The following is a 24,589-nucleotide window of genomic DNA, read 5'->3' as shown; positions in this document are numbered from 1 at the left end:
GTTCATTGAAGGCGATTGTAATATTCATCGACACACATGTTCTGCACTAGCAACTTATAGGCTATGAAACAAATTTAAAGACTATGCCCTACTGCTATTTTCAACTAACATTCCAGACAGACAAGGTAGCATAACGACCAAGATAAGCGGCAGCAGATAACCTTTGCATCACCACCGAAATCTCTCAACTGCCCGCTTCATCGACTTGTTAGCTAGCTGGTGCTACCAACTATCAAGCCGGGAAAGACGGTTCTCCACTCACTTGTGAGGATTAACACTAACCCTCAAACACTCGACTTTCTACATTGCACCGCTTCAACCACGCCTTCCAAAGCAAAATTAGAACCGTTGTCTTTTCGTTGCTTAGTGACGAAAAGACAACGGTTCTGGTGCAAGGCATAAGCGTACTTACAACAGTCCTCTATAGCGAATAAATATGAGAACGACGGCCCACGATCCCAAAGCTACTTTGATTGCTACCAAAATATTCAAAATTGGCAAAATTCCACCACTCAGCAAAGCGCCGAAATCACCGTGGGGAAGTTCAAATCCGGATAGCGTTATCACCGACAGCAAAATAAATACGAGCACGGATATCTTTTCCCAGGCAGCGGCGTGCCAATGCTGATAAATTCCCTGCATCCATTCCGTAGATGAGGTCATAGCAATCAGTCCGATCGCCGTTCCCCCAGCTACTCCAGCCGCAAAGCCGCCTCCTGGGCTAAGATGTCCACGAATCGCTAACTCAACTCCCACCAGGGCAGAGATGGTTGCGCCCAATCGCGCCAGAATAACGGAAGATTCATCGCTAAATTGGTAGACCTTTTTAGGTGTCCGTTCATTGGATAGAAGATACTTCGTTCCCATGATGGCGATCGTAAAAACCACCACTTCAAAAATGGTGTCATACAAGCGATTACGCAAAATAATACCCGAAACTGCATTCGGTACGCCGCTATCCTGAACCACCGCATCGACGATGGAGAACGGTAAGGTAGGAGCTGGATTTTCAGACAAAAATAGCATTTTGAAGAAGAATGCAATTCCTGCGACAATATAAACCCATTTCATCCCTTTATCTCCGATTGTGATGAGCTGTTGTAATTAAGCCGTACAGGAATAGAAGCCATTTCGGCTTGCAAAATCTCATAGATACGAGGGAGCCGTGTCGTTGTTGTGTAGGGAAGCATTGCTTCGGTCTGTGATTTCCCTTCTAAAGGCTCCGTATAGGCACAAATAGCATGTACATCCTTGTCCAAAAGGGCTTGATTCAGATCTTCCTCGTCTATGTAAGGCACGAGTTCGACTCGCATATAATGCTTGCCAAATACAATGCGCAGATTTTCCAGTAGTTGGCGGAAGGACTGTTTTTGGGGAGGTTCCGTTAAGTTGCTAGTAACAGCCTCATCTTTTAACACCCCCAACCGCAATACCAGGGACGATCGCACAGCCACCGCATACAGGCTAATCGCTAACAACGTTCCCACCAATGCCTCGGTTAAAGCCACGTCTGGAGCACCCAGTACCGTGTAGACAAGAGCAGCGATCGCGCCCAAAATGCCCCGAATCACGAGAGCATGATAAGGGTTCGTTTGAAAGATCACCATTGCAGCCGCCAGCGGCAACAGCGCAACGATGATATAAACATAGCTATCCATCACTACGCCTCCTAAAATTGAGGGTACGGCTGGGGCTGCTACTGGAGCAATGAGCCAAGACATAGCCCAACATCGTATTCCACAGAGCCAGGGAAAGAATTGCTAGGAGCAGGAGCGGCCACTCACGGGGGCGGAGCAGGAGCAGACCTGTAATGATGCTGATCGACCCCAAAGTATCTGATACCGAAAGGTTGTGGAGTTTGAACAGCACCGATCGCCGGGTCAACAGAGACGAAGTACCCCAGAACCAGAAGATTAACCCAACTCCAATACAGAGGTAGCTCAACAAGTTAATCATGAATCCCCCATCCGCTTGAGAATATGGGCCAGCAACATAAATCCAGCATCTCCCACACTCAGGATGATGACACCCGCAACACCCAGCATCCAGTCATCCCGCAACACCGAAATCAGCAGAATCATCACTGCGGCTTTCGTGGCCACACTAGAAAATGCCAGCATGGTTTGCCAAATGTCCTCATCCTTCCATGCTTCGTAGAGAGGGATCAGCAGCGCCACAATCATTGCCATCAACGCCAGATTGAGAATCATGGCTGTTTCCTCCTACATACGCGATGAACTTCGTACCAGCCGTCTTCGTGATACTTCAAGACGGTGGTTTTAGGGGTAAAGGTAATTAGAAATATGTCCAGGAAGATAAGACCAGGTGTTCGCCTTGTCTTAACCCGCTCCATAATAATTTCTTCCTGAGTATGGGGCTGCAAAATCAGTTGAATGGCTTCCGAGTAGGCTTGAGGAATGGCTCGAACAATTTTCCAGATTGCTTGTAGCAACTCCTTTAGTCGTGTGGGTGAAGTTGCGCCGCGAGGTAACAGTAATGCAACACTCACACCAATGATGATGTTTGCAACACTCAGGTTAGCCGTCAGTAGAAACCAGATTACTAATCGAAGAATGATATGTGCAATCATGCCATTGCCATCCAGAAGAGCGCGACTAAACTTAGTCCCATAACACCGACTAAATGTTCAAATTCCTCCAGAACACGGGGTAGTTTCAGAACCACCTGCCGGAAAATTGCCAGGTAAAGAATCCATCCCAGGAAGATGGTGCCTAAAGGCTTCACAATATTTGCGAAGGTATATGCCTCGTAATACACCACGTTAGCCGCGAACAATCCACCCAGAAGCAACACCATCGCAGCCCAAAAACCGGGTTGAAGAGAGGGTCGCTCTGACTCATCCAGGTTTTTGTGAGGCAAAAAGATGAACTTTGCAAACGAAATAGAGGTTCCTAACGCAGCAACGTTCATCGCAATCACCTGCCAGGGCAGCAAATTCTTCATGGTTAACACCTTTGCCCCAAAACCCGACAGCAAAGGAAATCCTGAAATTGAGAAGCTGGCAATCACGAGGGCAATCCAGAGGGGCGTATGGAGCGATCGCTGGTTAAGTTCTTTGAAACTGCGGCTGGGCAGTTTCCCCGCTTGAAGAAACAGAGAAGCCTTTACCAACCCGTGAGTCAGGGCATAGAACCCGCCTACCTCTGGAGCTGCCAGGATGAAGCCCAACTGCGACACCGTATGGAATGCCAGCATCCGTTTTACATCCTTCTCAAAGACCGCATAGAATACCCCTAATAGTGCCGTTCCTACCCCAAAAAAACGCACAATTGGGTCCATCTCTTCTAGAAAAAGGGCGAAACGTGCCATCGGCAGAATCCCTGCCTTGACAACCATTCCAGACATCAGTGCCGAAACGGGCGATTCTGACTCAGAGTGGGTGAGTGGAAGCCAGAGTCCTGATACAAATACGCCTGCCTTAGTCAGCAAACCTAAAAAAATGAGGGCGATCGCTTCATAAGGTGCTCCCCGTAACCCTTCAAAACCAAAGGAATGATGCGCTTTATAAACCAGTACTGCTCCCACCAAATAGAACAGCATCGCGATGTTACTAATGAATAGATAGCGCAGTCCAACCCAGATCGATCGATCTGTTCTTGGATAAGTAATGAGCAAGAATGCAGCAATACTCAAAACCTCTAGTGCTACATACAAACTAATCAAATCAGAGCAAACCAGCGCTGCATTCACACTGCCGTGAAGGATCAGGGTTTGTGCAAAAAAGAAGGCAGAGCGGTCACTTTGCCAGCAATAAAAAATGACAGCAGTTGTAACCAGAGCATTGGTCAGAATAAAGAAACTTGCTAACGGATCTAACAGCAGGCTAACCCCAAAGTTATCCAGTAACCGTAGCGTAATGGGTTCGGATGCAAGAAATAGCCATATAGAATAGGCAACCGAAGCTAGAGTGCCAGCCAGAGCAAGCGAGCGCGAGAGGCGAGGTAACAGGTAAATCAGAAACCCTACCGAAAACGGGAATCCAATCCAGGCTAAAGTAAGGGCTGTCATAATGTTTGATTCCGCTCAATCTCGTTGCTTTCCAAGGTGGGATTATCGCGCGACAGCTTCATCACACCGACCAGCATCAGAGCCTGGATCGAAAAGCCAATCACAATTGCCGTTAGGATGACCGCCTGAGGTACGGGGTCAGCATAGGCTTGTGGCGTCCCCTCAGTGACAATAGGCGTAAACAAACCATCTCGTGCTGCTATGACGATGTAGTAGGCAATCACCCCAGTACTCATCACATCCATCGAGATGATTTTCATGACCAGGTTCTTCTTCAGAATGATGCCGAAGAACCCCAGTAAAATAGTGGCTAAAGCACAGGCTTCTAACACAGATTCTTCTAATAACATCTGCATAAGTACTTTCAGAAAATACGTCACACAAGATCAAACGACACTTGCATGGCTCGCTAGAACCATCTAAAAGATTGATTTTTATCTATGATTAAACGGAAGACGATAGTAATCTAACTATGCTCCGTTTTGGTTACTCCGGCTATCCTTGGTTCCAAAAATCATGCTTTTGTACAGCTGAATAGGGGCGATTGAAATGACGCTGCAATCACCCCGTAAGGAACAACGTTGAGCCGCCTGAGTATTGGTGAGGACGTAACCAACAGATGCGCTGTCGGTGTCTAGAGTCAAATAGGTGCGAGGTCAGCGGCGTTTACCCAACCACGTACTGCAATCATCCGTTTAGTAAGCAATGTAACGTTGCAAAGTTGTTACTCACTCGCTGCCTCTACAGGCGTGGTGAGTTCTGGGATGGGCTCAGTGGATGAACCAAAGGCAACCCGCAAAAAAGGTGGAGCCAGAAAAGTTGTCAAGATCACCATGATAATAATCGACACCTCCAGAGGCTTGTCCAAAACGCCGCTAGCTGAGCCGATGCCAGCAAACACTAGACCGACCTCCCCGCGAGGAATCATCCCAACCCCGATCGCGAAGCGATTGATTCCGGGTAGTCCAAACACTCCCCAGCCCGTCACCAGTTTGCCAACGATCGCCACCCCTACCAAAAAGACAGCAATCAATAATCCTGCCCGATTCTCCGGTACCGCCGGGTTTAAAACACCGAGGTCAGCACGCGCTCCCACCGTCACAAAGAAGATGGGTACCAGTAAATCGGCAATCGGTTTAATTAATTCATCTAACTCGTTCCGGGCATCGGTTTCATCGAGCACTAAACCCGCAGCAAAGGCACCCAAGATCGCTTCGAGATGAATGGCGTTCCCTAAAAATGCCATAAAGAAAGCGAAGATGAATGCCGGAATCACAATATTTCCACGCGTCTTGAGCGTCTCCACGATCGCCACAAAACTTTTGTTAAAGACACCCCCCAGCAAAATTGACCCAACCAAAAATGCCGTAGCGCTGACAATCAAGTAAATGACATTAGCAACATCGATCTCACCGGTCTTGGCTAAGCTGGCGACGACAGCCAGGACAATAATGCCGAGGACATCATCAATCACCGCCGCGCCAACAATGATTTGCCCTTCTTTGGATTTGAGTTGACCTAACTCTGACAACACTTTAGAGGTAATGCCGATACTCGTTGCCGTTAACGCCGCCCCCGCAAAAATCGCTGGAATTGCTGCGACATGAAAGAGCATCATTAACCCTGCCGTGCCCGCCGCAAACGGTGCCGCGACTCCGACACAGGCAACAACCGTGGCTTGAATGCCCACTTCCTTCAGTTGCCGCAGATCGGATTCTAATCCAATCTCAAACAGCAGAATAATCACGCCGATTTCAGCCAGAACCGAAATCACTTCACTTTGCGACTCAAAGATCCGGGTCAGCGCATCCGGTGCCAATTGATTCAATCCTTGCAGCGCCGTCATAATCACCGAGTCAGAGGCAGACAGCCCCCCTTCGGGAAAGATCACCAGGTGCAACGCCGAAACGCCGACAATTACACCGGCAACCAGTTCCCCCAGAACGGGCGGAAAATCCAATCGCCTAGCGACTTCTGCGCCGAGCTTGCTAGCTAGATAAATCACCACTAGCGTCAGCAAGACACCAGACAGAATAATGGGTGAATCCTCAGCAACAACGGTCGCTAGGACTGGTATCGGAGTTATGAGAGCGGCGATTCCCCCATTGAGAGGAGGCAGAATATTGGACAGAATCATGAGTTTAAAGTGATGAAGGTTAAGGGTCTGAGGAAGTCATAAAACGGCGGGGGGTTACGAAAAAAGCAACCGATCAAGGACGGTCATGCTTTGGCTTTTTGAGTAACGGACAACAAAAAGCCGGGGTCATGACCCGGCCATTTAGGTCTGCGTCGCTTCGATTCAACAGCCGTCTGGTCCACAGAAACTGTGCCCGTACAGTACCTCCGCGTCACAGATATAGATCATGCCCGCATAATCGAGGAAAAACTTGATTGCGACCTGGTCCGCAATATCCTCAGCCATATCCCGATCTGGGGTGAGTATCTCGAACTTGATATTCGCCGTGGTATCAGAAACACTGGGTTGTCCCGATGAGCGCACGTTGCGACTGCCTTTACCGCCAGTTTCCACCACCGTATAACCCGTCGCTCCGGCTTCTTCAATGATCTTGGCGATCTTTTTCAGCAGCAACTTTTCTGTGACGATGACAAGTTTTTTGGCTGGCTTGGCCATGTTGGTTACCTCCTTACCTATGCATACTGATCTTGTCTATTGAGTTGCTTGGTCTGTCGAGTCAAGGGAGTGTTGACAGACCGCGCCCGTCTGGAATTAGATGCCGCCGAGCGCCTGTGCGAGCCCGAGGAAGAGCGGTATACACAAGCCGATTGCAATGGGTGTACCGATGGCCGTGGAGGCACCGATGTAAGCGGAGGGATTGGCTGACGGGATACCGGCTCGCAACGTGGGCGGACCTGAGATGTCTGAACTGGAAGCGGCGATGACGGCTAGGATCACCACACCGCCCATGCTGAATCCTGTGGCGTAGTGGGCAACTAGTCCGAGTCCGAAGGCGATGAATCCATGCACTAGCGGTGCCACTACGCTATACACGACGTACCACTGGGCTACCTTGCGCAATTCGCCAATCCTTGACCAAGCTTCCATCCCCATGACCAGCATCAAAACCGAAAGCAATCCGCGGAAGAGGGGATCGTAGAAGCTTTCATAGACACCTTCCGGACGGGTGAACAGTCCAAGAGCAATGCCGAGTAACATTGCCGATAGAGCAGGACCCTGGAGGCTTTCCTGGACGATTGGCCATATCTTGACCCGATTATTTGCAGGAGCCTTCTGCTTACGATACTCTTGTCGGCTGCTGGGATAATCACCTGCGCTACCGGAAGACGTGCCTGCGGTACTGGAATAATCACCTGTGATACTGAACGTGTCTGCGGGGATAGATGCGCCTGCGGTACTGAAAGCCACACCTGCGGAACTAGGATATTCTCCTGCGGGACTGGGATACTCTTGCTTGCCGAGAGACTCTTGCTTGCTGAGAGACTCGCCTGCTGCACTACGCTTCTTCCTGTGATTGAGATAAATGTTGGCCACCACAATCGCCGTGACGAGTGCTGGGATATCCATGAAGGGATAGAGTGCGGCAGCCCATGCCTCGTATTGCATGTTTTGTTCTTCCAGGAGTGTCAGGGCAGCAGCCATAGTAGAGCCACTCACCGCACCAAACAAACCCCCGGTCGCAATCGCGTCGACGGTTTTCACCTTCGGTAGCTTGGCTAACGTATAGCGCGCGATGAATACAACAAGAATCCCTACTGCTACAGCAAACACTGCGGGTAAAATCATTTCCGTCAGGTTGGAATTGCGGATCGCAATTCCACCAGTCAGACCGATTTTCGTGAGCAACATGAAGATGATGATCTGACAAATCGCCTCTGGAATTACCAATTGGCTACCGAGAGCGGCAATGACCATCCCCCCAATCAAAAAACCGAGTGTTGGGGACTGCAACTGCTTAACAAAGTCCATCAGAAAAAAGGACAAAAAATCCACGAATACCTCCTTCCGCCTCCTCTGAAGAGGAGTGACTATTGTGATAGGTGAGCTTTAAAGGGTAAGGGAGAAGCGTTTCACTCCTACAGCACAGGTGTTCCGCGAGAACAGGTCGCCAGGGTATTTAGAATGAACACTCTCCCAATGGGGCTGGAAGATTATAGCTGTCCGGCACTAACATCCATAGAGTTTTATCTACTGAAGTTAGGACTTCCATGTACTTAAGTCTATCGTTGTACTTGAGTCTATCGTTAAATCCGTACAAATTTGCGATCGCTCTACATGAATCTGCTAAGTAATATCAAATGCAAATCATAAGGTTTTCTTTATATTTCTAGAAAACCCGTGTGCATATTTCTGGTCAATCTGAATTGCGGTCGCAGAGTTTTCTCACTGCGACATGCTCTCCACCAAAGAGCCAAATGACTGTCATTCTCCCTTTTTGGTGGTTTGCGCCGTCCTTTGTTGTGATTGGACTTGGAGTGTTGGGACTATTCGTCCAGCAAACATCCGTTAACGGAACATCAATTAAGCGCTTTACCGAGTGGTGCGAGACAGATCGTTCTTCGCGCCACTTACCTGGCTAGACCTTCACAACACCCCGGTCGCAGCAACAACCCCTTGGCTAGATTGGACTAGCTGACCTGGTTGCATCTGCGGAGCACAGAGATCCGCGATCGCACCTGCCCTGTGCAACCAGAGAGCGTCTGTCTCTTCTCGCCGACCGATTCCACAGCGCGCGATGAATACAACGAGAATTCCTAATGCTACAAAAAACAGTGCGGGTAAAATCATCTCCGTCAGGTTGGAATTGCGGATCGCAATTCCACCGGTCAAATCGGTTTTGATGAGCAGCATGAAGACGATGATCTTACAAATCGACCCTGGAATTTGCAGTTGGCTAACCGAGAGCGGCAATGACCATCCCCCCAATCAAAAAGCCGAGTGTTGGGGACTGCAACTGCTTAACGAAGTCCATCAAAAAATAGGACCAAAAATCTACGAATACCTCACTCTATTGGGCACACAACTATGCTTACAACAAGATGTGTGTGAAAACTGGCAAGATAATCCTCAAAGCCTTGCTGGATTAGGTTTCTATGACTCCATTCGGCAAGTGCATCAAGCCGTTGAGATTCTGTCTAATCTCTCTAAAGCGTTCTAACTGTCCCTCAAGTTTCTAATTGTCAAAGGACTTGACTTAGTTGTTTCAGAATTTAGTGAACGAGGTGCCAGGGGAAAGAGGACGTACTATCAGGAGCACGGAAGGACAACTTCTCTAAAGCCAGGTCTCCAGTTCTCATGAATAAACCGCGCGTGTACTGCTCTTTAGTTAACCACAGACAAATTAGATACTTCGGCAAAGCATCGTATGTGGAAGCTGCGACACACGTTTAGATATACGATTCTTTGCCGAAAAGAGGCATTTTCGGCAAAAATCCATACAAATATCGTTCCCCGTTTCATTAGTTGACACGCAATGTTCCTTATTTGAGATTCACCTGGTTCCAACGCAGTCCGATCTCCTTTTTTGCTCCACAAGACGTGATCGCCCCTCCATCTCCTCACACTTCTAGCTCTACCCCCAACAGTGACGACAGTTTCCCCAGCTCTTCAGAGGTCAGTGCAGATCGTTAAGCCTGTTCTACTAGTTTCAAAACATCCTGAAGCTCCTCGGAACTCAGTTGACTCAAGTTTTCCGCCAACTTCAAGAGATTAGGCTTCGCGATCGCAGTTTCAGGAGAAGCTTCCAACTGTTGAAACAAGTGACGGTCGATCGCCTCATAAATCGGACGCAGTTTCTCCTCGGGTGTGCAACGCTCATACATCTTCCGCAGAGTCTCGACACTGTGACCCATGGCATAAGCTAATGAGTGCAGCTCCTGGTCACTCAATCCGACTTGAAACGCCCAAGTCGCCCAAACCGAGCGCAGCATGTGAGGTGTGATGCGCTTCCCTAGAATTTGATAAGACGTGCGCTCGAACGAACCTCCAAAAGAAGTACCATTGGCAGGCAAGCCTGTCTTAGGAACAGGAAATAAGTAGCCAGATCGCCAAATAGGAGACTGCCGCCGATTTGGAGCTTCACAAACGTCCTGTGGTTCAAACTCTGCTCGCCCTTTGGTCACCCAACGTCCCCGCCGTCCCCTCAATTGTGAATCCCACCAGTCATAAGCCTGCAAATTCTTTTTGCCTTCTGGCATCCACCAGCCACACAGGTAATGGTCGAGATGATCGTAAAAGGCAGTACCATCTTCAAACTGGCGATCCGGCAAAATCATTGAATAAACGCCGTATGTTTCGTCAGTTTTGAACGAAGTTAGTTCAAGAATCCAGATTCCCTGGCAGTAAACTTTGCCTCTGTAGGAATAAGTCCTGTACAGATAGTTGTCCGCTAGGGTGCCGTCGTAGTTTTTCTCTCGTTCTTCTGATGGTGGCAAAGGGAAATAACAGCCATCCGCCGGAACATCAGAAGGACGATCAACCGGACAAGACAATGCGATTTTGGTTGTTCGATAGGCTCGCTGCCGCCGCGGAGGAGCATCAGTGACGAGCGTCCACTTCAAATAATGCTGATGGGAAATGGCAATCACATCACCATCGCGAAAAACCCCATCTTTGCGCCGTGGACGGCACTCCAGCCTTAGAGGTTCAACAATTTCACGTCGGATAGTCGTCAGTGCCGTTTCTCCCTCAACCGCGTCAGGCCATTTGCGCTCTTGATTGGCAACGTAGGTTTTGGTTCTCTCCCACTTCTTCTTCAAAGCCACAACCTTACTAATTTCAGTCTCCAAAGTGATGAGGACAGGAATAGAGCGATAATCACCTTTTTGACTAATCTGATGCCGATAGAGATAATGTCCAATCCGTTGCAGTGCGACCAACTTGGCAAGTTGAGTGCGTGGGCTGGTTGAATTGTTGCGGTCTCGGATAAATTCAAAGTACTGGCACAGCCACGTTTCCAGGTAGAGTTGCTTCTCCTTCCAAAGCTTTTGTTGTTGTTGGTAACTTAAACCCTCAAGATCGTCCTCCGAAACCAGAGGGACGACATCTTCTAGTCTCAGTTGCTCAAGTGGCACAGGCTCTTGCTTATGCCTGCAAAAAAAACCCAACATTAGCCGTACATCTTTCATATAGGTGTCACGGGTTGAGGGCTTGACTGGGTCAAAAACTCGTCCTGGGTATCGGGGAGCAACAAGATAGTGATCTAACCCTTCAATTTGTGCCTGTAAGGCTGGAGGTGTTTCAGCGTCAGTTAATCGATAACGAAGGTACGGACCATTACGACTAGTCAGCGGCAGGTCGGAGTAGTGCCGTCGTCCACTAATCCGTTGAGGTGGGCGGCATTGATTTTGAATCCTTAGCAACCGCTCACACGGCCACCAAGACTGCTGCTCACACCATTGCAGGAACTGCTCAATCCGATTTCCATAGGTGTTACGGCTTGCTTGAGTGACATCGGCTTTGTCAAAAGCGACTTTCAATAACTCCCGTGCTTTAAGCAAACGTTGCACGGAAAGTTGCTTAGTGTAGTCTGTTGCGTCCGCAACATCAATACTACTCATCTTGCGCCCAAGGCTTGTTCTTTTAAATCCCCATTGAGGCAATAAAAGGCGAAACAAGGCAGAGCGAAACTCGTTAATAATTCGCTCTGATTGCTGAGCAGAATGTTGATTTCTAACCTCCTCAAAATAAAGCTCACAAATCTCGTAAAGCATCAAAAACTTGGTCATAATAAATCTCCTTCAGAAACTAGTAAATTTGCTTTGTATCAAACAGCTATTATTGAGTAGCTAAATAAAGACGGTGTAAGCCTCTCCAGAAAATACTGAAAATTGAATATTTATTATTAAACGAAACCAGGCAGGTATCGTTCTTCTTCCGGTACGTACCGACCTTATTTTCACTATTTAGCACCTAACACTTGATGAATACTTGATTTTGGACAAACTCGCCGGACTCGATTTAATAAATAACTTCGAATTAGGTAATATATAAGAGGTCATAAATAAAACCTGAAGGCTTGGAATTACAGGTTTATTAAGCTCTTCTAAAAGAGGTTTACTTAGGAGAACAAGAATGGACGTCACCCCTACAAGCGGGCAATGCGTCACTCCGCTCCACTCGCACACGTCATGGCTCGTTTCCGCTCAGCGGCGATTCTCGGACGTTGTTTTCCCGGACTCAGCAAGTTGAGGAAAATCACCCCTGAGCGATTGAAGCTTGTAGAATTAGGGTTGATTTGATGGCTCAACTGTTTTGGAGACAAGCTCTTCCAGAATTACTTCTTGCCCTAAGTTCTCTTTCAGCTCTGCGCCGACACGAGCAAATCTCTCCAATAATTCGCTTGCAGAAATCTCCAAATCTAGGCTTATTTCTTTCAATAAGCTTACAGCTGTAGGGGTCAGGCTGTAGGATGCGATCTTCTTGAGTTCTCCATAGTTCGTTTCTGGAATTCCACGCTGAGAACGCGCGGTTTTTTTCTGGCTCAAAAAGTGAAGAGAGTGCGGTTTTTTCTGAGATTTTTTTGAACTACACACGGTTTTTTCCTTCAAAAATAAGGGCTTGTTAACTATAAAAGTCAACCAGCCCTTAGTAGGGTTGATTAATATTCAATGCCTGAATATTCTGCTAGCTAAAACAAAATGGAACGGCGACATATTCCATATTGATTAGCTTGTGCAGACCTTCACAAATTACCAAGTTTCTGTTTCAGATCCCAAGAAGTGTACGACTAAATTGATTTCTGTAACGATTACGTTACAAAATCAGAACCCACTCGATTAGGACGTCGTTTAGCCTTACGTCCAGTAGGTAGCCGCTTGCCATTCTCAAATTGGGGCAATATCCATAAGGAATTGGTTCTACACTCTCGTCCCCAAGCTCTTAATGCCCGCTGAAAACCGACATAGGCTCTGCTGTTCCTGAAATAGACATCGTCTGCTGCTTCTGCATAAGCGAAACAAAGCAATGCTTCTAAATCACCTAGAAGATCGTCTGCATGATTTGCGTTTGTGGTAGATAAAGGCAAAGTTCTAGGATTCGCAGTTTCTAAAATCTTGGCGATCGCTCGGCAGTTGGTATCGACGGTCACTTTGCTCTCTCGATTGCTTGCCTGTCCAGTAATCAACCCAGAATGCCAAAGCATGTTTTCAAAGTTTTGCACTTCCCAAGCAAACCAAACCGATTCAGGTGTAGGACGATTTGCTGTTTTGAGTAAAGCTACTCGCTCAAAAGTAAAATGAGCCAGATCAAGAACAGCTTTTGAAAGCTCTGCCCGCACTTCAACCTTTGCCTCTGCAGAATATATCGGCTTGGGGGGAATAGGAATTTGTTCTGAGTCTGCTGCTTGGCTTTGGGCTACCAGGTAGTCGAGCCACTCAGCTTGAGCAGTTTGTAGACAAAGGAGTTTGCCGAATTCATCCATTTCGTCTTCGGTTCCCGGTTCGAAACTCCACTTAAACCGAATGAACTCGGGCAACATACTTAAAAAGAACAAATAATCCTGCCAAGTCGGAGACTGGTTCTGAAAGCGCTCCAGAATTTTGGGTAGCTCCGTGTGTGAATTTGGAGCAAATTTGAACGTGGAATCTACCATAGATATCCTGAGATTTAAGACTGCCCTAACTACTAAATGGTGGTTTGTGCCGAAAATAGACTGACGAGCTAGGATTTTATCCTTTGTACGCAATTGATATTTGCCGGCAGATTGATCTGAAATCCATGATAGGCGAGACTTTTAACCATTGAGTTTTTTGTAGAATTGTCAAAATTAGAACATAAAATGCAGAGCATCCAATGCTTTCAGGCTTAGTGTTGTTTTTTGTTCCGTTAATCAAAGAATCCTAAGATACGGTGGATACACCCTGATTGAAATTCATTGAATTCGGCGCAAATCGGAGACTTTCTCTCTGATTGGATAGAGTTCTCCTGCCCACAGAACAGCAGCAAAACTACCATCGACGGTTTGCACAGTTCCACGCCAACCACGATTGCGCTTTTTGCCGACTGTCAACCCTTGCCAGTTGGAAAAGTCGGAGCGGTCGGCAGAGTCGGCACTGTTTTGAATGCAGTCGGCAAGTGCCGACCCTTGCCCTATCTGGGTTTGAGTTCTGTAGTCGGCTGGTCGGCAGTCGGCAGAGTTGGTAAACGTATTTTCTGAATTCATCGCAGTTTGAGCAGATGTATTTTCAGAAAAAGATGAAAAATGTGCCGACTCTGCCGACTCTCTTTCAGAAACGTTGATATTACTGAGTTGTAGCGGTCGGCTAGATTGCCGACTCCTGCCGACTGTTGCCGACTCTGCCGACTGATAGGGTAAATCATAGGTTCCATCCAAGTTTTGGAGAACCTTACCTTTTTCTTTAAGCTGCGATAGCAGCGGTTCAAGGTAGTCGCGTTTAGCTTTCTCCTTTCTGCCGACTGGCTGAGCATTGCAGATCTGCTTGAAGGTCATTGGTAGTTTGCCAGCGGACTGCCAAGTTTCCAGCTTCTTAAGTAGTCTAAGCAAATCGCCTGTCAATTCCTCATCAGGGCTGTTATGCGCCATGAGAAGCTTAAATTGTCCAATAAAGTAGTCCGTCCAAACACTTGCAACCATTACGGTGTGGTCAGAAATTGTTGGCTCCGGGAGCTTCCCATCAAGGGTTGCATTCACGATGTGAATCCACAGGCATAAGCGTGCGAAGTAGCTTTCAAACTTTGGAATAGCTGCTTTGAAAGCAAGACTGTCTGATTCCCTGGCTTGAACTACTAGAGCGTTTTGATAACTTTGCCAGATAGGTTTTGCTTCATTGCTGAGAAGGTAGTCAGACTCTGCTGGCACCTGTTGAAGTCCTACATACAAGCGTTTCAGCAGTTCAGGCAATCTGCTGTGTTGGTCATTGTCCAGGTTGATGAATGGGGTTGGAATTTTAGGAGCGCAAAACAAATATCTTGACCATTCGCCCAACGCGTCGTTGTGATCACCCATCAGATCTTTCAGTGCTTCAAACTGGATCGAGCCAGTTCGACAGATGCCGGAGCGGTGAATATACAAGCTTTTTGTGCTAACACGGTCACGGGTTAGGGGCTTGCCGTTAAATTCTTGCAAGTCGGCTTCGAGTTCACCACCGTCGCCCTTTCCTTTACTAAATCGCCCCCTGGTCGTGACAAATCCAGATCCTTCGTCTTTGTAGAGCAGTAGCCCACGAGGATTTTGAGCATGAATTTCAATCCTTGCTGCTAGCGTGTCATCTGTGATAACAAACCGCCTGCGTCTCGGCTCAGGGTCGTTAAAATCTTTGCCAGCAGCATCTCTGGTGCTGAACCAGTTTTGATATTCCCTTTGATACTGCTGGTAGGCTTCCCTTTCCAGGTCGAAAAGCGGGTCTAGGATTGCTCCTTGAGCTGGTGATTTTTTCTCGCCAGTCAGAGCTACACACAAGGTTCTAAGGATGGCAGGTTGCGTATATCCAGCGCTCGGTTTTATCACAATCCGGCTTGTCGCAAACTGTGATGCAGCGGCTGGTATCAATGTTGCCCACAATAGTTCTGGTGCAGTCGGCATTGCGTCGGCTACCCGGATCAATTCGTTTGCCAGCTCCCCATCACCGCCATACAACCCTAATTTGATGTCCTCCCTGATGTCGGCTTTTGCTGTTTCAACGAGAGCATCTAAATTCTTGCCAGCATTTTCTAGCTGTTGCTTGCGTTCAACACTCTTTAGCGCAACTTCGTAGAGCCGTCTCAGTTCGCTAGAATGTCGCCCCAAAAGAGTAGACATCTCTAGTATTTTTAGCTCTACATCGTGAGACGTGATGCCCTCTTGCGCCATTGAAGTGAGAATCGCATTGACCTCCGCTAGCGACAGGCTACTGTCCATTTGCTGAGGCTTTGCACCCTTCCACTCTCGCTTCTGCTCAATTGCTGCCGTCAGAATCTGAGCAATTTCTAGCTTCTGTTTGCCTTCTGTCTTCAGCTCGCTAACCCAATCATCAAGGTCGGCTCCACCGTCCTTTTTTGGATATCCCCAGCGCTGCTGTTCTCCAGGGTAGGCATACAACCATTGCATGTCTGCTGCAACGTTCTTTAGAGCCGATGCAACTTCATCCATGTGTGCTAAGCCTTTCTGATCCTGGTCAGGACAAAGAATGATGCTAGCGTCTTTAAGAACTTTGATTGCATCTGGGTTGTACGCTTGTAACTTGCCAGCACCAGCTATCAAGGTTGTGGCAGTCAGTCCAAGTCCATTTAATGTGTCAGCCGTTTTCTCGCCCTCTACAAGAAAGATTGGCTTACCATGGGTGAGCGCTTTTAGGACAGCAGGCAGGTTGTACAAAGGGATCTGCCCTTTAACTGTCTTTGTGCCGCTCAGCCATTGCCGACCGTCCCAGTAGGATTGAAAAAACTTCTTCTTTCCGTCTCCACTATCAACTCTTTTGACTTTTACTACTGGTTGCCCACTAGCATCAACATAAACGTATTCTTTCTCACTTTTGGGTCTATTCAGTTTCTGCCAAGACTTTGGTTGCTCGTCGCAACGGACATACTTGCCAGTCCTGCCGTCTGAATCAATGCCGATGAACTTGTAAGTTCCGATCGGCGTATCAACTTCGTCTGGCGGCTCTGGGATGCTACTCGTTCCACCCTGTCCTTTCGTATGACAAAGGACGGTTTTCAAATCGCTAAACCAACGACAATCTGTGTCGTGGTCGCGCCCACAGACAGGGCAGACTCCATCTTTTTGGCTTTTCTGGTCGGGCTTTCTGGAGGTGCTTACCATGCTGCACCTCCTCGCGCTAATCCAAAATTCACGATGCCAACATTGACATCTACTCGTCCCGATAGGGTACGATAGAAGTAACAAATCATTGAGTTAACGTTCCAGCCTTTGGCTGGGGCGAGATCAAAACCCTTGCTGTCCTTGTCGCCAAACTAGTCAGCGAGGGTTTTTCAATTTTTGCGAACCGAACGACAACAACAACAAGCAGTTAACTCTCACCTCAGTGAGGGTAACTAGTTGGTGATCACGGCTCAGCGTGGTTAGCTGAGGCTCTTTTGCGAGATTCAGTAACTAGCAGTTCAGCAAACTGTGAACCAAAATGAGCTAACAGCGCTTCCCTAACCAAGCTGGAGCGATCAACTCCTCTTTTCGCAGCCAGTAGCTCAAGGGCTGCAGCCTGGTCATTGCTGAGCCTGAACCCTAATGGCTTTGTTGTGAGCGAAACACCTGGCATCTGAACCTCCTAATGGGGTGTGAACACCCGCGAATGAATATGCCCAAAAAATCAGAAATTTAGTGCGATAGCCGAATGGTAGATCAAAAGAACTGATGGGTCAATAATTTTTGCCAATTCTATACCGCCAATAGCGCTAAATTACGATATAATGCGCGACCTTCCGCTAAGGATAGCGTACAGTTCTATTGCTTAAGAAGAAAAGTGCTGCCCGCGCCTCATGATGGACGGTTTTTGTTTAGCCTCTTGCCCTAAAGACTTGAGCAACAGACAGTTTCAAATTTGGGAAGACTTTAGAGCGCACAGTCTCATCGGCAGAGAATGTGCCGAACTCCTCATAGAATCTGCCTCCTAACGTCCAAACAGAGATATAGCCTTCCAAAGCGTTCACAATCCAATATTCTTGAACACCTGCATCTGCGTACTCTGCTCGCTTGGCTCCAATGTCTACTTGAGCATTGCCAGGGCTGACAACCTCAATCGCCATCAATGGCGGATTGCCAACCCTAAACACTGCGGTCTGATCTTGGAGTGCTTCCCATTGCTCAGTCGTGCAGACAAACACATCAGGTACACGTCCGCGAATCTTTCCTCCCGACGGGGGAATTTGCACTTGAGCGGCATAAACTCTTGCAACTAGCAAAAGCCCCTGATCTTCAAAATAGCCCTCTAGCTTGCGATACAGGTACATCGCAATGTCGGTATGCCGTCCCCTGGGTGGATTCAACTCCACAATCTCCCCATCAATAAACTCAGTGCGCCTACCGTCGTAGGGACGCTGCAAATACTCTTCGTAGGTCAACAGTTTCGCTTGGGTCATGGCGATCGCCTCACTCTTCCTCACTGCTTCCATTTCCATTAGAGCGGTTGCCGTACATCTCTTCAATCATTCGCCGCATCTCAGCACGGTCTGCTGCTGCTAGTTCTACTTGTGAGAAGAACATTTGAGTTAAGTCCTGAATGTGCTCATCAGTGCGCTGCCCTGACTCCTCAAGCAACCGTCGCGTTTCAGCAAGTGCATTGCTGTTAGCCTCAATTGCCCTAGCATTTGAGGCAATCTGCTGATCGGTCGCCTCAGACCGCAACGTAAGTTGCTCTAGAATTCGCTCGATGCGGTCTAACCGCGACGGTTCTGATGTTGTCATGGCGATTGCCTCACTTACCCTTTGTTTGTTGCCGTTCCCTTGCTTGCAACGTAACTAAGGCTGCTGCAAGGTTTGCAACCGTTCTAACTTCTTGATTTGCCCACTCTTCGAGGATCGCGTAAACGTCATCCTCAACCGAGATGGTCATGCGCTTAGTCATGTCATTCGTTTTGTTTTGCATAGATCATAGTTCTCTTCTGTAATAAATTGTGATCTTATGCTATCAGCATAATGTTCATCTAATGCCATTCACATAATCTGCATATATTTATGCTAATATCGCCAGCATAAAGCGGCAAACGCAGGCAGATGACCGCAAGCCGACGCAAAGTAATTCAGGAGAGAAGAATGGCAACAGAGATCGCCACCAGGGGCAAACATACGCGCCTGGTCAGCTTTGAAAACTCGAATAGCTGGATTAAGCGCCACGACAGTGAGGGAACGCTAGTAATTCAGGCAGGCTACCGGGAAAATCCAACCGCCTATGCCCGGCACGATGATGAAAACCCCATCGTGATCATTGATGGGCAGCTCCCCCGCTGGTATGGCGCTTTAGCCTGCCAAGGGCAACACGTTCGGATTCATGGGCGCTCGAAGATTGAAACTGCTCGCGAGGCGTTTTCCGCCTGCCTGCGTCCATCCGATGACGGCAGAGATCTAATCGTGGTTTCGTCTCACTGGGATGTTCGAGCGTTAGATTCCCTCAAAGCTGCTCTAGAGGGTCAATACAAAGTTATTCGCAATGGGGTTGAGATTCGCTGCGTCGTGACTCAAGTGCTTCCCGTGTTGGAAGGGATGGGCACATACAACGCGCTTCAGCCATCCCTCCGCCCTGGCTCTACTCTTCTAATTGAGCTTGGCTTTGGTACCGCTGAAGAGTTCCTGATTGATGCCTCTGGCGAGATCGTTGACGGTCGCCCAGTCGATAACCTGGGCATCTACAACCTGGTGAATGCGATTGCCGATGACCCAGCAGTTCGAGCCCTGGCAACAGATGCCAGTGGAACGATCAACATTTCGCTGATTTCTCGCTGTCTCCAGTGCAACACGCTCGGCAAGATTGATGAGCGCAACTGGCAAGCGATCAAAGCAAAGTACGTTGCCGAATACCTCAAAACCTTTCAGGGCTACATCAAGACCAACTACGCTGCACAATCTCAGGCAATCACAAACATTGTTCTAACGGGTGGTGGTGCTGCATTGCTTAGCTCAATTCAGCCGAAAGTAGCGCAGGTTTTCACCATTCCAGATCGCCCTCAGACTGCATCTGTTCGCGGCTCCTATGAGCATCAGATGAGCCTGGTTGGGGTGTGAAATGGCTCAAAAATCCCGGTCGGCTCAGTTGACAGCAACCGCTTGGGAGTACTGCCGGGTACTGGTTGAAGCCGGAGAGTATTGCTCCATTGATGATGTAGTTTCTGACCTCATCATGCAGGCAAGACGGAGTACTACTCATCCGCCGACCCCAAAAGTAATTCAACCCGCATCCATACAGCCAGTTCCCATCAGTACTCCCCCAGTACTTGCCAGTACTGAGCAAAAGCCAGAGAACCCTATCCAGGCTTTAGCTGAACTCAGTTTTGATTAACATCCACCCCACATGACAGGAGGTCACATGCCATCTATTCGACTCTCAGGAGATGTAGAGGCGATCGCCCAAACGGTTTCAGAGCAGAGAGGTTTAGGCAGTACCAGGACGGCAATAGAGGCGATCGTTCGCTGTTACTGGCAGGACTATTTAGGCGGGAAGCGTCCCTCTATCGAGCCAGCAGATCCTTCGCTAGCGGGCGGCTTTGCCGATACCGCAAGGGTCGCCTCTGCTGCTGAATCTGTGTCTACCGACTTTCGATTCACAGAACCCATTGAGCTATGAACCAGCAACTCAAACTCATTGCCGCTCTATTCCTCCGAAACCTCAACAGCCAAGCCCCGATTGAGCTGTTTGTCGCTGCGCTGCTGGCGCTCTTGATCGGTTTAGCACTGCCTTGGGTGTTCAAGTTGCTAGCACTCACCATCTTCCTGGCAATGGTCATCGGGTCAATTTTTCTACTGATGTTGGGGCTAACCAAACTGTTTCGAGGACTGCTCAACGATTAACCAGCCGCCTCTCCACCACAGATCAACGGCTGGCAACTCCCACAAACACCAAATTCATAGGAGATTCTTTCATCATGGCTCACAAAGCAGAATTACTCGGATATCAAGGCGCTACAGGCGATTTTTTTGACACGCTTCAGGAGCTCTACGGCGCAAGGCTGGAAGCCATCAACGTAGATGAAAAGCTGCTCCTTTTAACGAGCATCTTTGCCTATCACCTCAACAGCACCGGCGAGACGATGGAGGATGTCTGGCAGCCGGATCTTGATAGTCCTCGCTCCATCGAGATATTCGGCATTTTGAAGGGGCTTGAGGAATTCGATTCGTTTCGTCAGTTCGCCTTTGCTGAGGCGCTGCTGAACCAGGTTAAATCGTCCTACAGGCTGCACGAGCAATTCCTAAAGCAACTCACAAAGGCAGGAGTCGAGGAAGCGTTAGCGGCTCAGGTTGCCGCAATCCTTGCGAGTGGCGGCGATCGCACCGAAGCAGAATGTGAACTGGTGAGTGAAGCCTGGGCGCAAGTTTTCAAGGTTGATGAGCGCCTTGCTAAGCGGATTGAGCAGGCAATGGGGCAGGAGTAAACGCATGACTCATCAGTTTTACGCCCGAATTAGTGCAGGATGCCTCGCTACAATCCTGCTCCTGATTGGGATTGCCTACGTCAAAACATCTCCATTCGGTGACTTAATCCACGACCGCCTGGAAGCGGCAAGAGAGCGACGAGATGGCTAAATTTACAACGAATAAACCGGGTGGTTCTACCGATTCTAGCCCTGCTAATACGAGGGGGAAGAGTGAGTTTGATCAGCCTGAATCAAAAGGGTGGGAGGGGTTAGATGCTGCTCTAGATGCCATGCACGATGTGCTTACCCTTCTGCCTCACATTTACCTATGGGTGACCGGACGAGGGGCAGCAATTCTGTACGGGATTGCCACGATCTACTTTGTGTTTGTGTCGGCTGAAGGCTACTGGCAGGTGCTCGATCCCGGTGCCCCGAGCTTTGTGTTGAAGCCCTATGGCGGTGATGATGCTAGTCCTTTAGACATCGTTGTTGCTGCCGTTTCCATTAGCTTCTGGTTCTCATTCCTGTTCAGTGCTGTCATCAACGCTATTCAAGCGCGGGTGTTCCGAGGCATTGCTATCAATATTGCGAAGCAGCGGTTGCGGGAAGTTGAGGGGGAAGTTCTACCCGACAAGCCTAAGAAGGCGATCGATATTGTTGGTGTGCGGTGGAAGCAATACAAACGAGCTGGGATGTTGGAGATTCGCAAGCAAGGCTTTGTGATTCTGTCCACCTATGCCGTTGACATCATCATGAGCTATCAAAACCATCCCTTCGGTTACTGGTTTGGAGTCACCATCTCCCGCCTGGTCTGGTTCATTCTGTCGGTTGTGGCGGCTGAGCTGTCAGGCTCGATGTTCTGGGATGCAGTGGAGGACTTCAACCGTACTCGCAAGACCAAGACCGCTAATTGATTTGTTGAACGGAGCGGGAAAACCCGCTCCTGTTGATGCTTTTAGAGGCTAACGCCGATGAATTTTGAAGACTACTTACTTCAGGGGAAGATCTTAGACGCGCTGCGGTATCGCGTTGGAGTTTTGCAGCGCAGCGCAGACAAAGAACGCAGTAATTGTGATGGGGCAAGACTCGTCAGCTTAGGGGCGATCGCCCTCTCCCTGCCGTTTGTTGCTCCACTGCCGGGTGTGGGAGTGATGGCTGGCATTGCTGGGTTTAGCTATCTAGGTACGGTTTGGCGAGACTTTCAAACTTCTGGCAAACTGTGCCTGCTGCCGGGGAGTCGAATTGGTGCAGGGGACATTCTGAGCATCTTTGGACTGGCAGGGGAGGAAGTATCACCCAGGGAGCAGCAACTAATGCGGGTAATGGATTTCCTGCCCTATGAGCAGCGGATTGAGTATGCCGTCCTGGTTGATGATGAACCGGCGATCGCTGACCTCTTGAAGCGACTGCCAGCGCAAGATCGGCTGGCTGGCTATGCCTACATGGTGCGTCGAATGGCTTTAGGTGATGTCAAAGCATTGGACTTGGTTGAGGTGAAAGCGGCGATCGCGGCTGAACCAGCAGAGCCAAGTGATTCCGCTCCAACTGCCCAACTACAGCGACCAGGCGCAGCTCTACCAGCGGTCGAAGGCAGCACTACTCAAACAGAGCTAAGTGATCGCCCTGCTGTGAACCTTGCCCTCAATCCAGAAATCAATGTTCATAACCATTTGGGGCGGTATGGCAGCGCTGCTCCAAAAACTGCATCCCCCGCGCAGGCTTACCGGCAAACAGAGGCACCCGACCTGACCATCTACCCAGATGTGAGGGAACGGATGAAGGCACTGTTAAAGGCAATGGCACAGAGCGGCTGCCCACTTGGAACATTGCTCAATCAACCCTTCTGCTGGTTCTGGGGCAATAGTCAGAGCGGCAAGACCACCCTTGCGACTCTGCTGGCGATCGCTCGAATGGGCATGGGGCATGAAATTGGTTACTTCTCAACGGATAGTGATGTTGCTCCGCTGCACTGGACCCGGATGGAAGATTCTCCAGAAGGTTACTCCTTTGCGCTCGATGACGTAGCCCGACGCATCAGCAAAGCTCCAAAGGGTTCGCTGAAGGGCGAGGGCTGGGTGTTTGATGAGATGTTCGCTGCTTATGGCACCTATGAACTGGAACTGAACCCACTGCTCAATGCTGCCTTGATGAAGCTAGCTAAGACCTGCGGGACGTTAATCGGCATCAGCCAGGTAGATACCAGCGGTGCACACGGACTGAAGAACATTGACGCAGCCTGGCGATCTGAGCGTGTCAGCATCCAGGCAATTCATGAGGAGGATGAGCTGGGCGATCGCAGCCCAACTGGTCGCTACATCGTGACTCGCGGGGATGAATCGTTCGAGTGGAGCATCCCTGAATGGATGCTCACCGAGCTAAACCAATGGGGACATCCTGATCCGGTTGTTTGGCTCCTAAACCGTTTTCCTGAACTGTGCAAGGGTCAATCTGGCATTCAACCAGCGCATCGTTTAGAGGCAGTTGTAGCAAGATTAGACAAACCTAAAGACAGCGCAGATGGGTTTAGTTTCAATGCGTCTGGATACGACTTAGAAACGCTAGAAAAGCTGTTTGAAGAAGTGATTGGTGAGCCTGAACTAATCACTCGAACTGCACCTGCAACCAAGCCCAATGAATTACCAAATGAAGCAATCGCCATCCACGAATATGCACTGAAGCGGTCTGACGAGTGGGTGAAAGTTCGAGATATTCAGAGGGCAAGCTTAGCGGCACTGAAAGGGTATGGAGTTGAGCAGATCAGGGAATTAATTCTACTACTTGAAAAGCATCATAAAGGTGATGCAGACGATGATAGCCCGACAGCATACAAGCCTGTCAGATAAGCCCCAAAATGCCTCTACCCGACGCCCGACATTCAGCACTCGATACCCGACAGGTTACTCGACAAATTCCTAAAACCCGTATCTGATAAACCCGACAGGTTACCCCATAACTTTTTGCCACTGTCGGGTAGCTCCCGATACCCGACAGCACCCAACAGGATACCCGACAGTTTTTTGAGCAGCACCCGACAGCGCTAAAAAAGCAAAACCCCTCGTCTTTGTAGCGAAGTGTTTTTATCAGGAATATGCGGCAAGACTCCTCAATTTCTTTAGCCTTCACTAAAAATTTCTGAAGTCGTTTATCGTTGAAGTCAATGGTCAACAATTAAAGGAGCAAGAATGATAACGCGCATTGACATTGTTACGTACTCCATTAATGGAATTACTGAAGAGGAAACCGCAAGAAAAACGGTCTATGAGTTACTCAACCGCCAAGTGTATGAGCAATTTTTAGCTACAAGACTAGACATTCAAAGGCAAATTGAAGCTGTAAGGCTAACCATCCCAACTATCTTTTAGTGGCTTGCACTAACCCCGCCGCCGCTGGCTTTTATTGCCTAACTGCTTTTCTTGTACAAAACGTTGCCCTGATGCGCCTTTGTATAGTAGTGGTTGCTGTTGGCGAACGTACTACAGGTGTCTCATGGCGGTGCCAGTGCTGCAAAACGTGACACCCGAAGTTTAGGTAATGGTTCTCCCTTAAGCCAAGACACAATCCGAGCAA

The 24,589-nt window shown here is 48.8% G+C and carries 31 protein-coding genes; 11 read left to right on the top strand and 20 right to left on the bottom strand.

The features are described 5' to 3' along the window. Nucleotides 1-408: 408 nt before the first annotated feature. The 10 genes from H6F93_RS01605 to H6F93_RS01560 all read right to left on the bottom strand — a co-directional run bounded on the left by H6F93_RS01605 (nucleotide 409) and on the right by H6F93_RS01560 (nucleotide 7,999). Nucleotides 409-1,071, bottom strand: a complete 663-nt coding sequence (locus tag H6F93_RS01605; RefSeq protein WP_190678648.1) for a Na(+)/H(+) antiporter subunit B — start codon at nucleotides 1,069-1,071, stop codon at nucleotides 409-411. Next, the gene (locus H6F93_RS01600) at nucleotides 1,068-1,658 is read right to left on the bottom strand and encodes a DUF4040 domain-containing protein (RefSeq protein ID WP_199313417.1); all 591 of its coding nucleotides are present in this window, start codon (nucleotides 1,656-1,658) and stop codon (nucleotides 1,068-1,070) included. The genes H6F93_RS01605 and H6F93_RS01600 overlap by 4 nt, the downstream gene beginning before the upstream one ends. After that, nucleotides 1,651-1,956: a monovalent cation/H(+) antiporter subunit G gene (locus H6F93_RS01595; RefSeq protein ID WP_190678646.1), complete on the bottom strand. Its 306-nt coding sequence runs from the start codon at nucleotides 1,954-1,956 to the stop codon at nucleotides 1,651-1,653. The genes H6F93_RS01600 and H6F93_RS01595 overlap by 8 nt, the downstream gene beginning before the upstream one ends. Continuing rightward, a complete protein-coding gene (locus H6F93_RS01590; RefSeq protein WP_190442083.1) occupies nucleotides 1,953-2,210 on the bottom strand; it encodes a hypothetical protein in 258 nt (85 codons plus the stop codon). The genes H6F93_RS01595 and H6F93_RS01590 overlap by 4 nt, the downstream gene beginning before the upstream one ends. Further along, a complete protein-coding gene (locus H6F93_RS01585) occupies nucleotides 2,207-2,590 on the bottom strand; it encodes a Na+/H+ antiporter subunit E (RefSeq protein WP_190678643.1) in 384 nt (127 codons plus the stop codon). Before H6F93_RS01585 ends, H6F93_RS01590 begins: the two co-directional genes overlap by 4 nt. Continuing rightward, nucleotides 2,587-4,029, bottom strand: a complete 1,443-nt coding sequence (locus H6F93_RS01580; protein ID WP_190678641.1) for a cation:proton antiporter — start codon at nucleotides 4,027-4,029, stop codon at nucleotides 2,587-2,589. The genes H6F93_RS01585 and H6F93_RS01580 overlap by 4 nt, the downstream gene beginning before the upstream one ends. Beyond that, on the bottom strand, nucleotides 4,026-4,385 hold the full coding sequence (locus tag H6F93_RS01575; RefSeq protein WP_242043258.1) for a cation:proton antiporter subunit C: 360 nt from the start codon (nucleotides 4,383-4,385) through the stop codon (nucleotides 4,026-4,028). Before H6F93_RS01575 ends, H6F93_RS01580 begins: the two co-directional genes overlap by 4 nt. 368 nt (nucleotides 4,386-4,753) lie before the next feature. Then, the gene (locus H6F93_RS01570; RefSeq protein WP_190678639.1) at nucleotides 4,754-6,166 is read right to left on the bottom strand and encodes a cation:proton antiporter; all 1,413 of its coding nucleotides are present in this window, start codon (nucleotides 6,164-6,166) and stop codon (nucleotides 4,754-4,756) included. Between the two features lie 162 nt (nucleotides 6,167-6,328). Beyond that, nucleotides 6,329-6,661, bottom strand: a complete 333-nt coding sequence (locus tag H6F93_RS01565) for a P-II family nitrogen regulator (protein WP_190678637.1) — start codon at nucleotides 6,659-6,661, stop codon at nucleotides 6,329-6,331. Between the two features lie 96 nt (nucleotides 6,662-6,757). After that, nucleotides 6,758-7,999: a sodium-dependent bicarbonate transport family permease gene (locus H6F93_RS01560; protein WP_190678635.1), complete on the bottom strand. Its 1,242-nt coding sequence runs from the start codon at nucleotides 7,997-7,999 to the stop codon at nucleotides 6,758-6,760. A 422-nt stretch (nucleotides 8,000-8,421) separates the two neighbouring features. Here H6F93_RS01560 and H6F93_RS01555 point away from each other — a divergent pair, with 422 nt between their 5' ends. Beyond that, entirely contained in the window at nucleotides 8,422-8,586 is a 165-nt protein-coding gene (locus H6F93_RS01555; RefSeq protein WP_190678633.1) for a hypothetical protein, read from the top strand. Nucleotides 8,587-8,590: 4 nt separating this feature from the next. Here H6F93_RS01555 and H6F93_RS35595 read toward each other — a convergent pair whose 3' ends face one another. Further along, entirely contained in the window at nucleotides 8,591-8,917 is a 327-nt protein-coding gene (locus H6F93_RS35595) for a sodium-dependent bicarbonate transport family permease (RefSeq protein WP_524537877.1), read from the bottom strand. Between H6F93_RS35595 and H6F93_RS35590 the strand changes: the two genes are divergently transcribed. Further along, entirely contained in the window at nucleotides 8,856-9,164 is a 309-nt protein-coding gene (locus tag H6F93_RS35590) for a hypothetical protein (RefSeq protein ID WP_524537878.1), read from the top strand. The two genes, H6F93_RS35595 and H6F93_RS35590, sit on opposite strands and share 62 nt — an antisense overlap. A gap of 469 nt (nucleotides 9,165-9,633) precedes the next feature. On the opposite strand, the gene H6F93_RS01540 is transcribed toward H6F93_RS35590, so the two are convergent. The 8 genes from H6F93_RS01540 to H6F93_RS01505 form a co-directional block, all read right to left on the bottom strand. Further along, nucleotides 9,634-11,733 (bottom strand): site-specific integrase, encoded by a 2,100-nt coding sequence (locus tag H6F93_RS01540; RefSeq protein ID WP_190678628.1) that lies wholly within the window; start codon nucleotides 11,731-11,733, stop codon nucleotides 9,634-9,636. A gap of 498 nt (nucleotides 11,734-12,231) precedes the next feature. Continuing rightward, on the bottom strand, nucleotides 12,232-12,540 hold the full coding sequence (locus tag H6F93_RS01535) for a hypothetical protein (RefSeq protein ID WP_190678626.1): 309 nt from the start codon (nucleotides 12,538-12,540) through the stop codon (nucleotides 12,232-12,234). A 215-nt stretch (nucleotides 12,541-12,755) separates the two neighbouring features. Next, nucleotides 12,756-13,598, bottom strand: a complete 843-nt coding sequence (locus H6F93_RS01530) for a hypothetical protein (RefSeq protein WP_190678624.1) — start codon at nucleotides 13,596-13,598, stop codon at nucleotides 12,756-12,758. A 279-nt stretch (nucleotides 13,599-13,877) separates the two neighbouring features. Next, a complete protein-coding gene (locus H6F93_RS01525; RefSeq protein ID WP_190678621.1) occupies nucleotides 13,878-16,763 on the bottom strand; it encodes a DUF3987 domain-containing protein in 2,886 nt (961 codons plus the stop codon). Nucleotides 16,764-17,007: 244 nt separating this feature from the next. Beyond that, nucleotides 17,008-17,217 (bottom strand): ribbon-helix-helix protein, CopG family, encoded by a 210-nt coding sequence (locus H6F93_RS01520; RefSeq protein WP_190678620.1) that lies wholly within the window; start codon nucleotides 17,215-17,217, stop codon nucleotides 17,008-17,010. Between the two features lie 238 nt (nucleotides 17,218-17,455). Beyond that, complete coding sequence (locus H6F93_RS01515; RefSeq protein WP_206755696.1) at nucleotides 17,456-18,070, bottom strand: Uma2 family endonuclease; 615 nt, start codon at nucleotides 18,068-18,070, stop codon at nucleotides 17,456-17,458. Next, nucleotides 18,048-18,362 (bottom strand): hypothetical protein, encoded by a 315-nt coding sequence (locus H6F93_RS01510; RefSeq protein ID WP_190678615.1) that lies wholly within the window; start codon nucleotides 18,360-18,362, stop codon nucleotides 18,048-18,050. Before H6F93_RS01510 ends, H6F93_RS01515 begins: the two co-directional genes overlap by 23 nt. Before the next feature lie 10 nt (nucleotides 18,363-18,372). After that, nucleotides 18,373-18,543 carry a ribbon-helix-helix domain-containing protein gene (locus tag H6F93_RS01505; RefSeq protein WP_190678613.1) on the bottom strand — a complete coding sequence of 57 codons (171 nt, stop codon included), beginning with the start codon at nucleotides 18,541-18,543 and terminating at the stop codon, nucleotides 18,373-18,375. Between the two features lie 167 nt (nucleotides 18,544-18,710). On the opposite strand from H6F93_RS01505, the gene H6F93_RS01500 reads away from it, so the two are divergent. The 8 genes from H6F93_RS01500 (at nucleotide 18,711) to H6F93_RS01465 (ending at nucleotide 23,865) form a co-directional block, all read left to right on the top strand. Continuing rightward, nucleotides 18,711-19,676, top strand: a complete 966-nt coding sequence (locus H6F93_RS01500) for an acetate and sugar kinases/Hsc70/actin family protein (protein WP_190678612.1) — start codon at nucleotides 18,711-18,713, stop codon at nucleotides 19,674-19,676. A gap of 1 nt (nucleotide 19,677) precedes the next feature. Then, a complete protein-coding gene (locus H6F93_RS01495) occupies nucleotides 19,678-19,950 on the top strand; it encodes a hypothetical protein (RefSeq protein ID WP_190678610.1) in 273 nt (90 codons plus the stop codon). A 27-nt stretch (nucleotides 19,951-19,977) separates the two neighbouring features. Then, the gene (locus H6F93_RS01490; RefSeq protein WP_190678608.1) at nucleotides 19,978-20,235 is read left to right on the top strand and encodes a hypothetical protein; all 258 of its coding nucleotides are present in this window, start codon (nucleotides 19,978-19,980) and stop codon (nucleotides 20,233-20,235) included. Continuing rightward, a complete protein-coding gene (locus tag H6F93_RS01485; RefSeq protein ID WP_190678606.1) occupies nucleotides 20,232-20,459 on the top strand; it encodes a hypothetical protein in 228 nt (75 codons plus the stop codon). Before H6F93_RS01490 ends, H6F93_RS01485 begins: the two co-directional genes overlap by 4 nt. Nucleotides 20,460-20,533: 74 nt before the next feature. Then, a complete protein-coding gene (locus H6F93_RS01480) occupies nucleotides 20,534-21,040 on the top strand; it encodes a hypothetical protein (RefSeq protein ID WP_190678604.1) in 507 nt (168 codons plus the stop codon). A gap of 4 nt (nucleotides 21,041-21,044) precedes the next feature. Further along, nucleotides 21,045-21,191: a hypothetical protein gene (locus H6F93_RS01475; protein WP_190678602.1), complete on the top strand. Its 147-nt coding sequence runs from the start codon at nucleotides 21,045-21,047 to the stop codon at nucleotides 21,189-21,191. After that, nucleotides 21,184-21,936 carry a hypothetical protein gene (locus tag H6F93_RS01470; RefSeq protein WP_190678600.1) on the top strand — a complete coding sequence of 251 codons (753 nt, stop codon included), beginning with the start codon at nucleotides 21,184-21,186 and terminating at the stop codon, nucleotides 21,934-21,936. The genes H6F93_RS01475 and H6F93_RS01470 overlap by 8 nt, the downstream gene beginning before the upstream one ends. Before the next feature lie 57 nt (nucleotides 21,937-21,993). After that, a complete protein-coding gene (locus H6F93_RS01465) occupies nucleotides 21,994-23,865 on the top strand; it encodes a hypothetical protein (protein WP_190678598.1) in 1,872 nt (623 codons plus the stop codon). A 32-nt stretch (nucleotides 23,866-23,897) separates the two neighbouring features. On the opposite strand, the gene H6F93_RS33615 is transcribed toward H6F93_RS01465, so the two are convergent. Further along, complete coding sequence (locus H6F93_RS33615; RefSeq protein WP_206755695.1) at nucleotides 23,898-24,050, bottom strand: hypothetical protein; 153 nt, start codon at nucleotides 24,048-24,050, stop codon at nucleotides 23,898-23,900. A 154-nt stretch (nucleotides 24,051-24,204) separates the two neighbouring features. Here H6F93_RS33615 and H6F93_RS01460 point away from each other — a divergent pair, with 154 nt between their 5' ends. Beyond that, complete coding sequence (locus tag H6F93_RS01460) at nucleotides 24,205-24,384, top strand: hypothetical protein (protein ID WP_190678596.1); 180 nt, start codon at nucleotides 24,205-24,207, stop codon at nucleotides 24,382-24,384. The last annotated feature ends 205 nt before the right edge of the window (nucleotides 24,385-24,589 follow it).

This window comes from Leptolyngbya sp. FACHB-671 (genome assembly GCF_014695745.1).
In the GTDB taxonomy this organism is placed as follows: Bacteria; Cyanobacteriota; Cyanobacteriia; order Elainellales; family Elainellaceae; genus JAAUTN01.
Note: the sequence above shows the minus strand (reverse complement) of the source record. Positions and strands in the feature narration are given on the sequence as shown.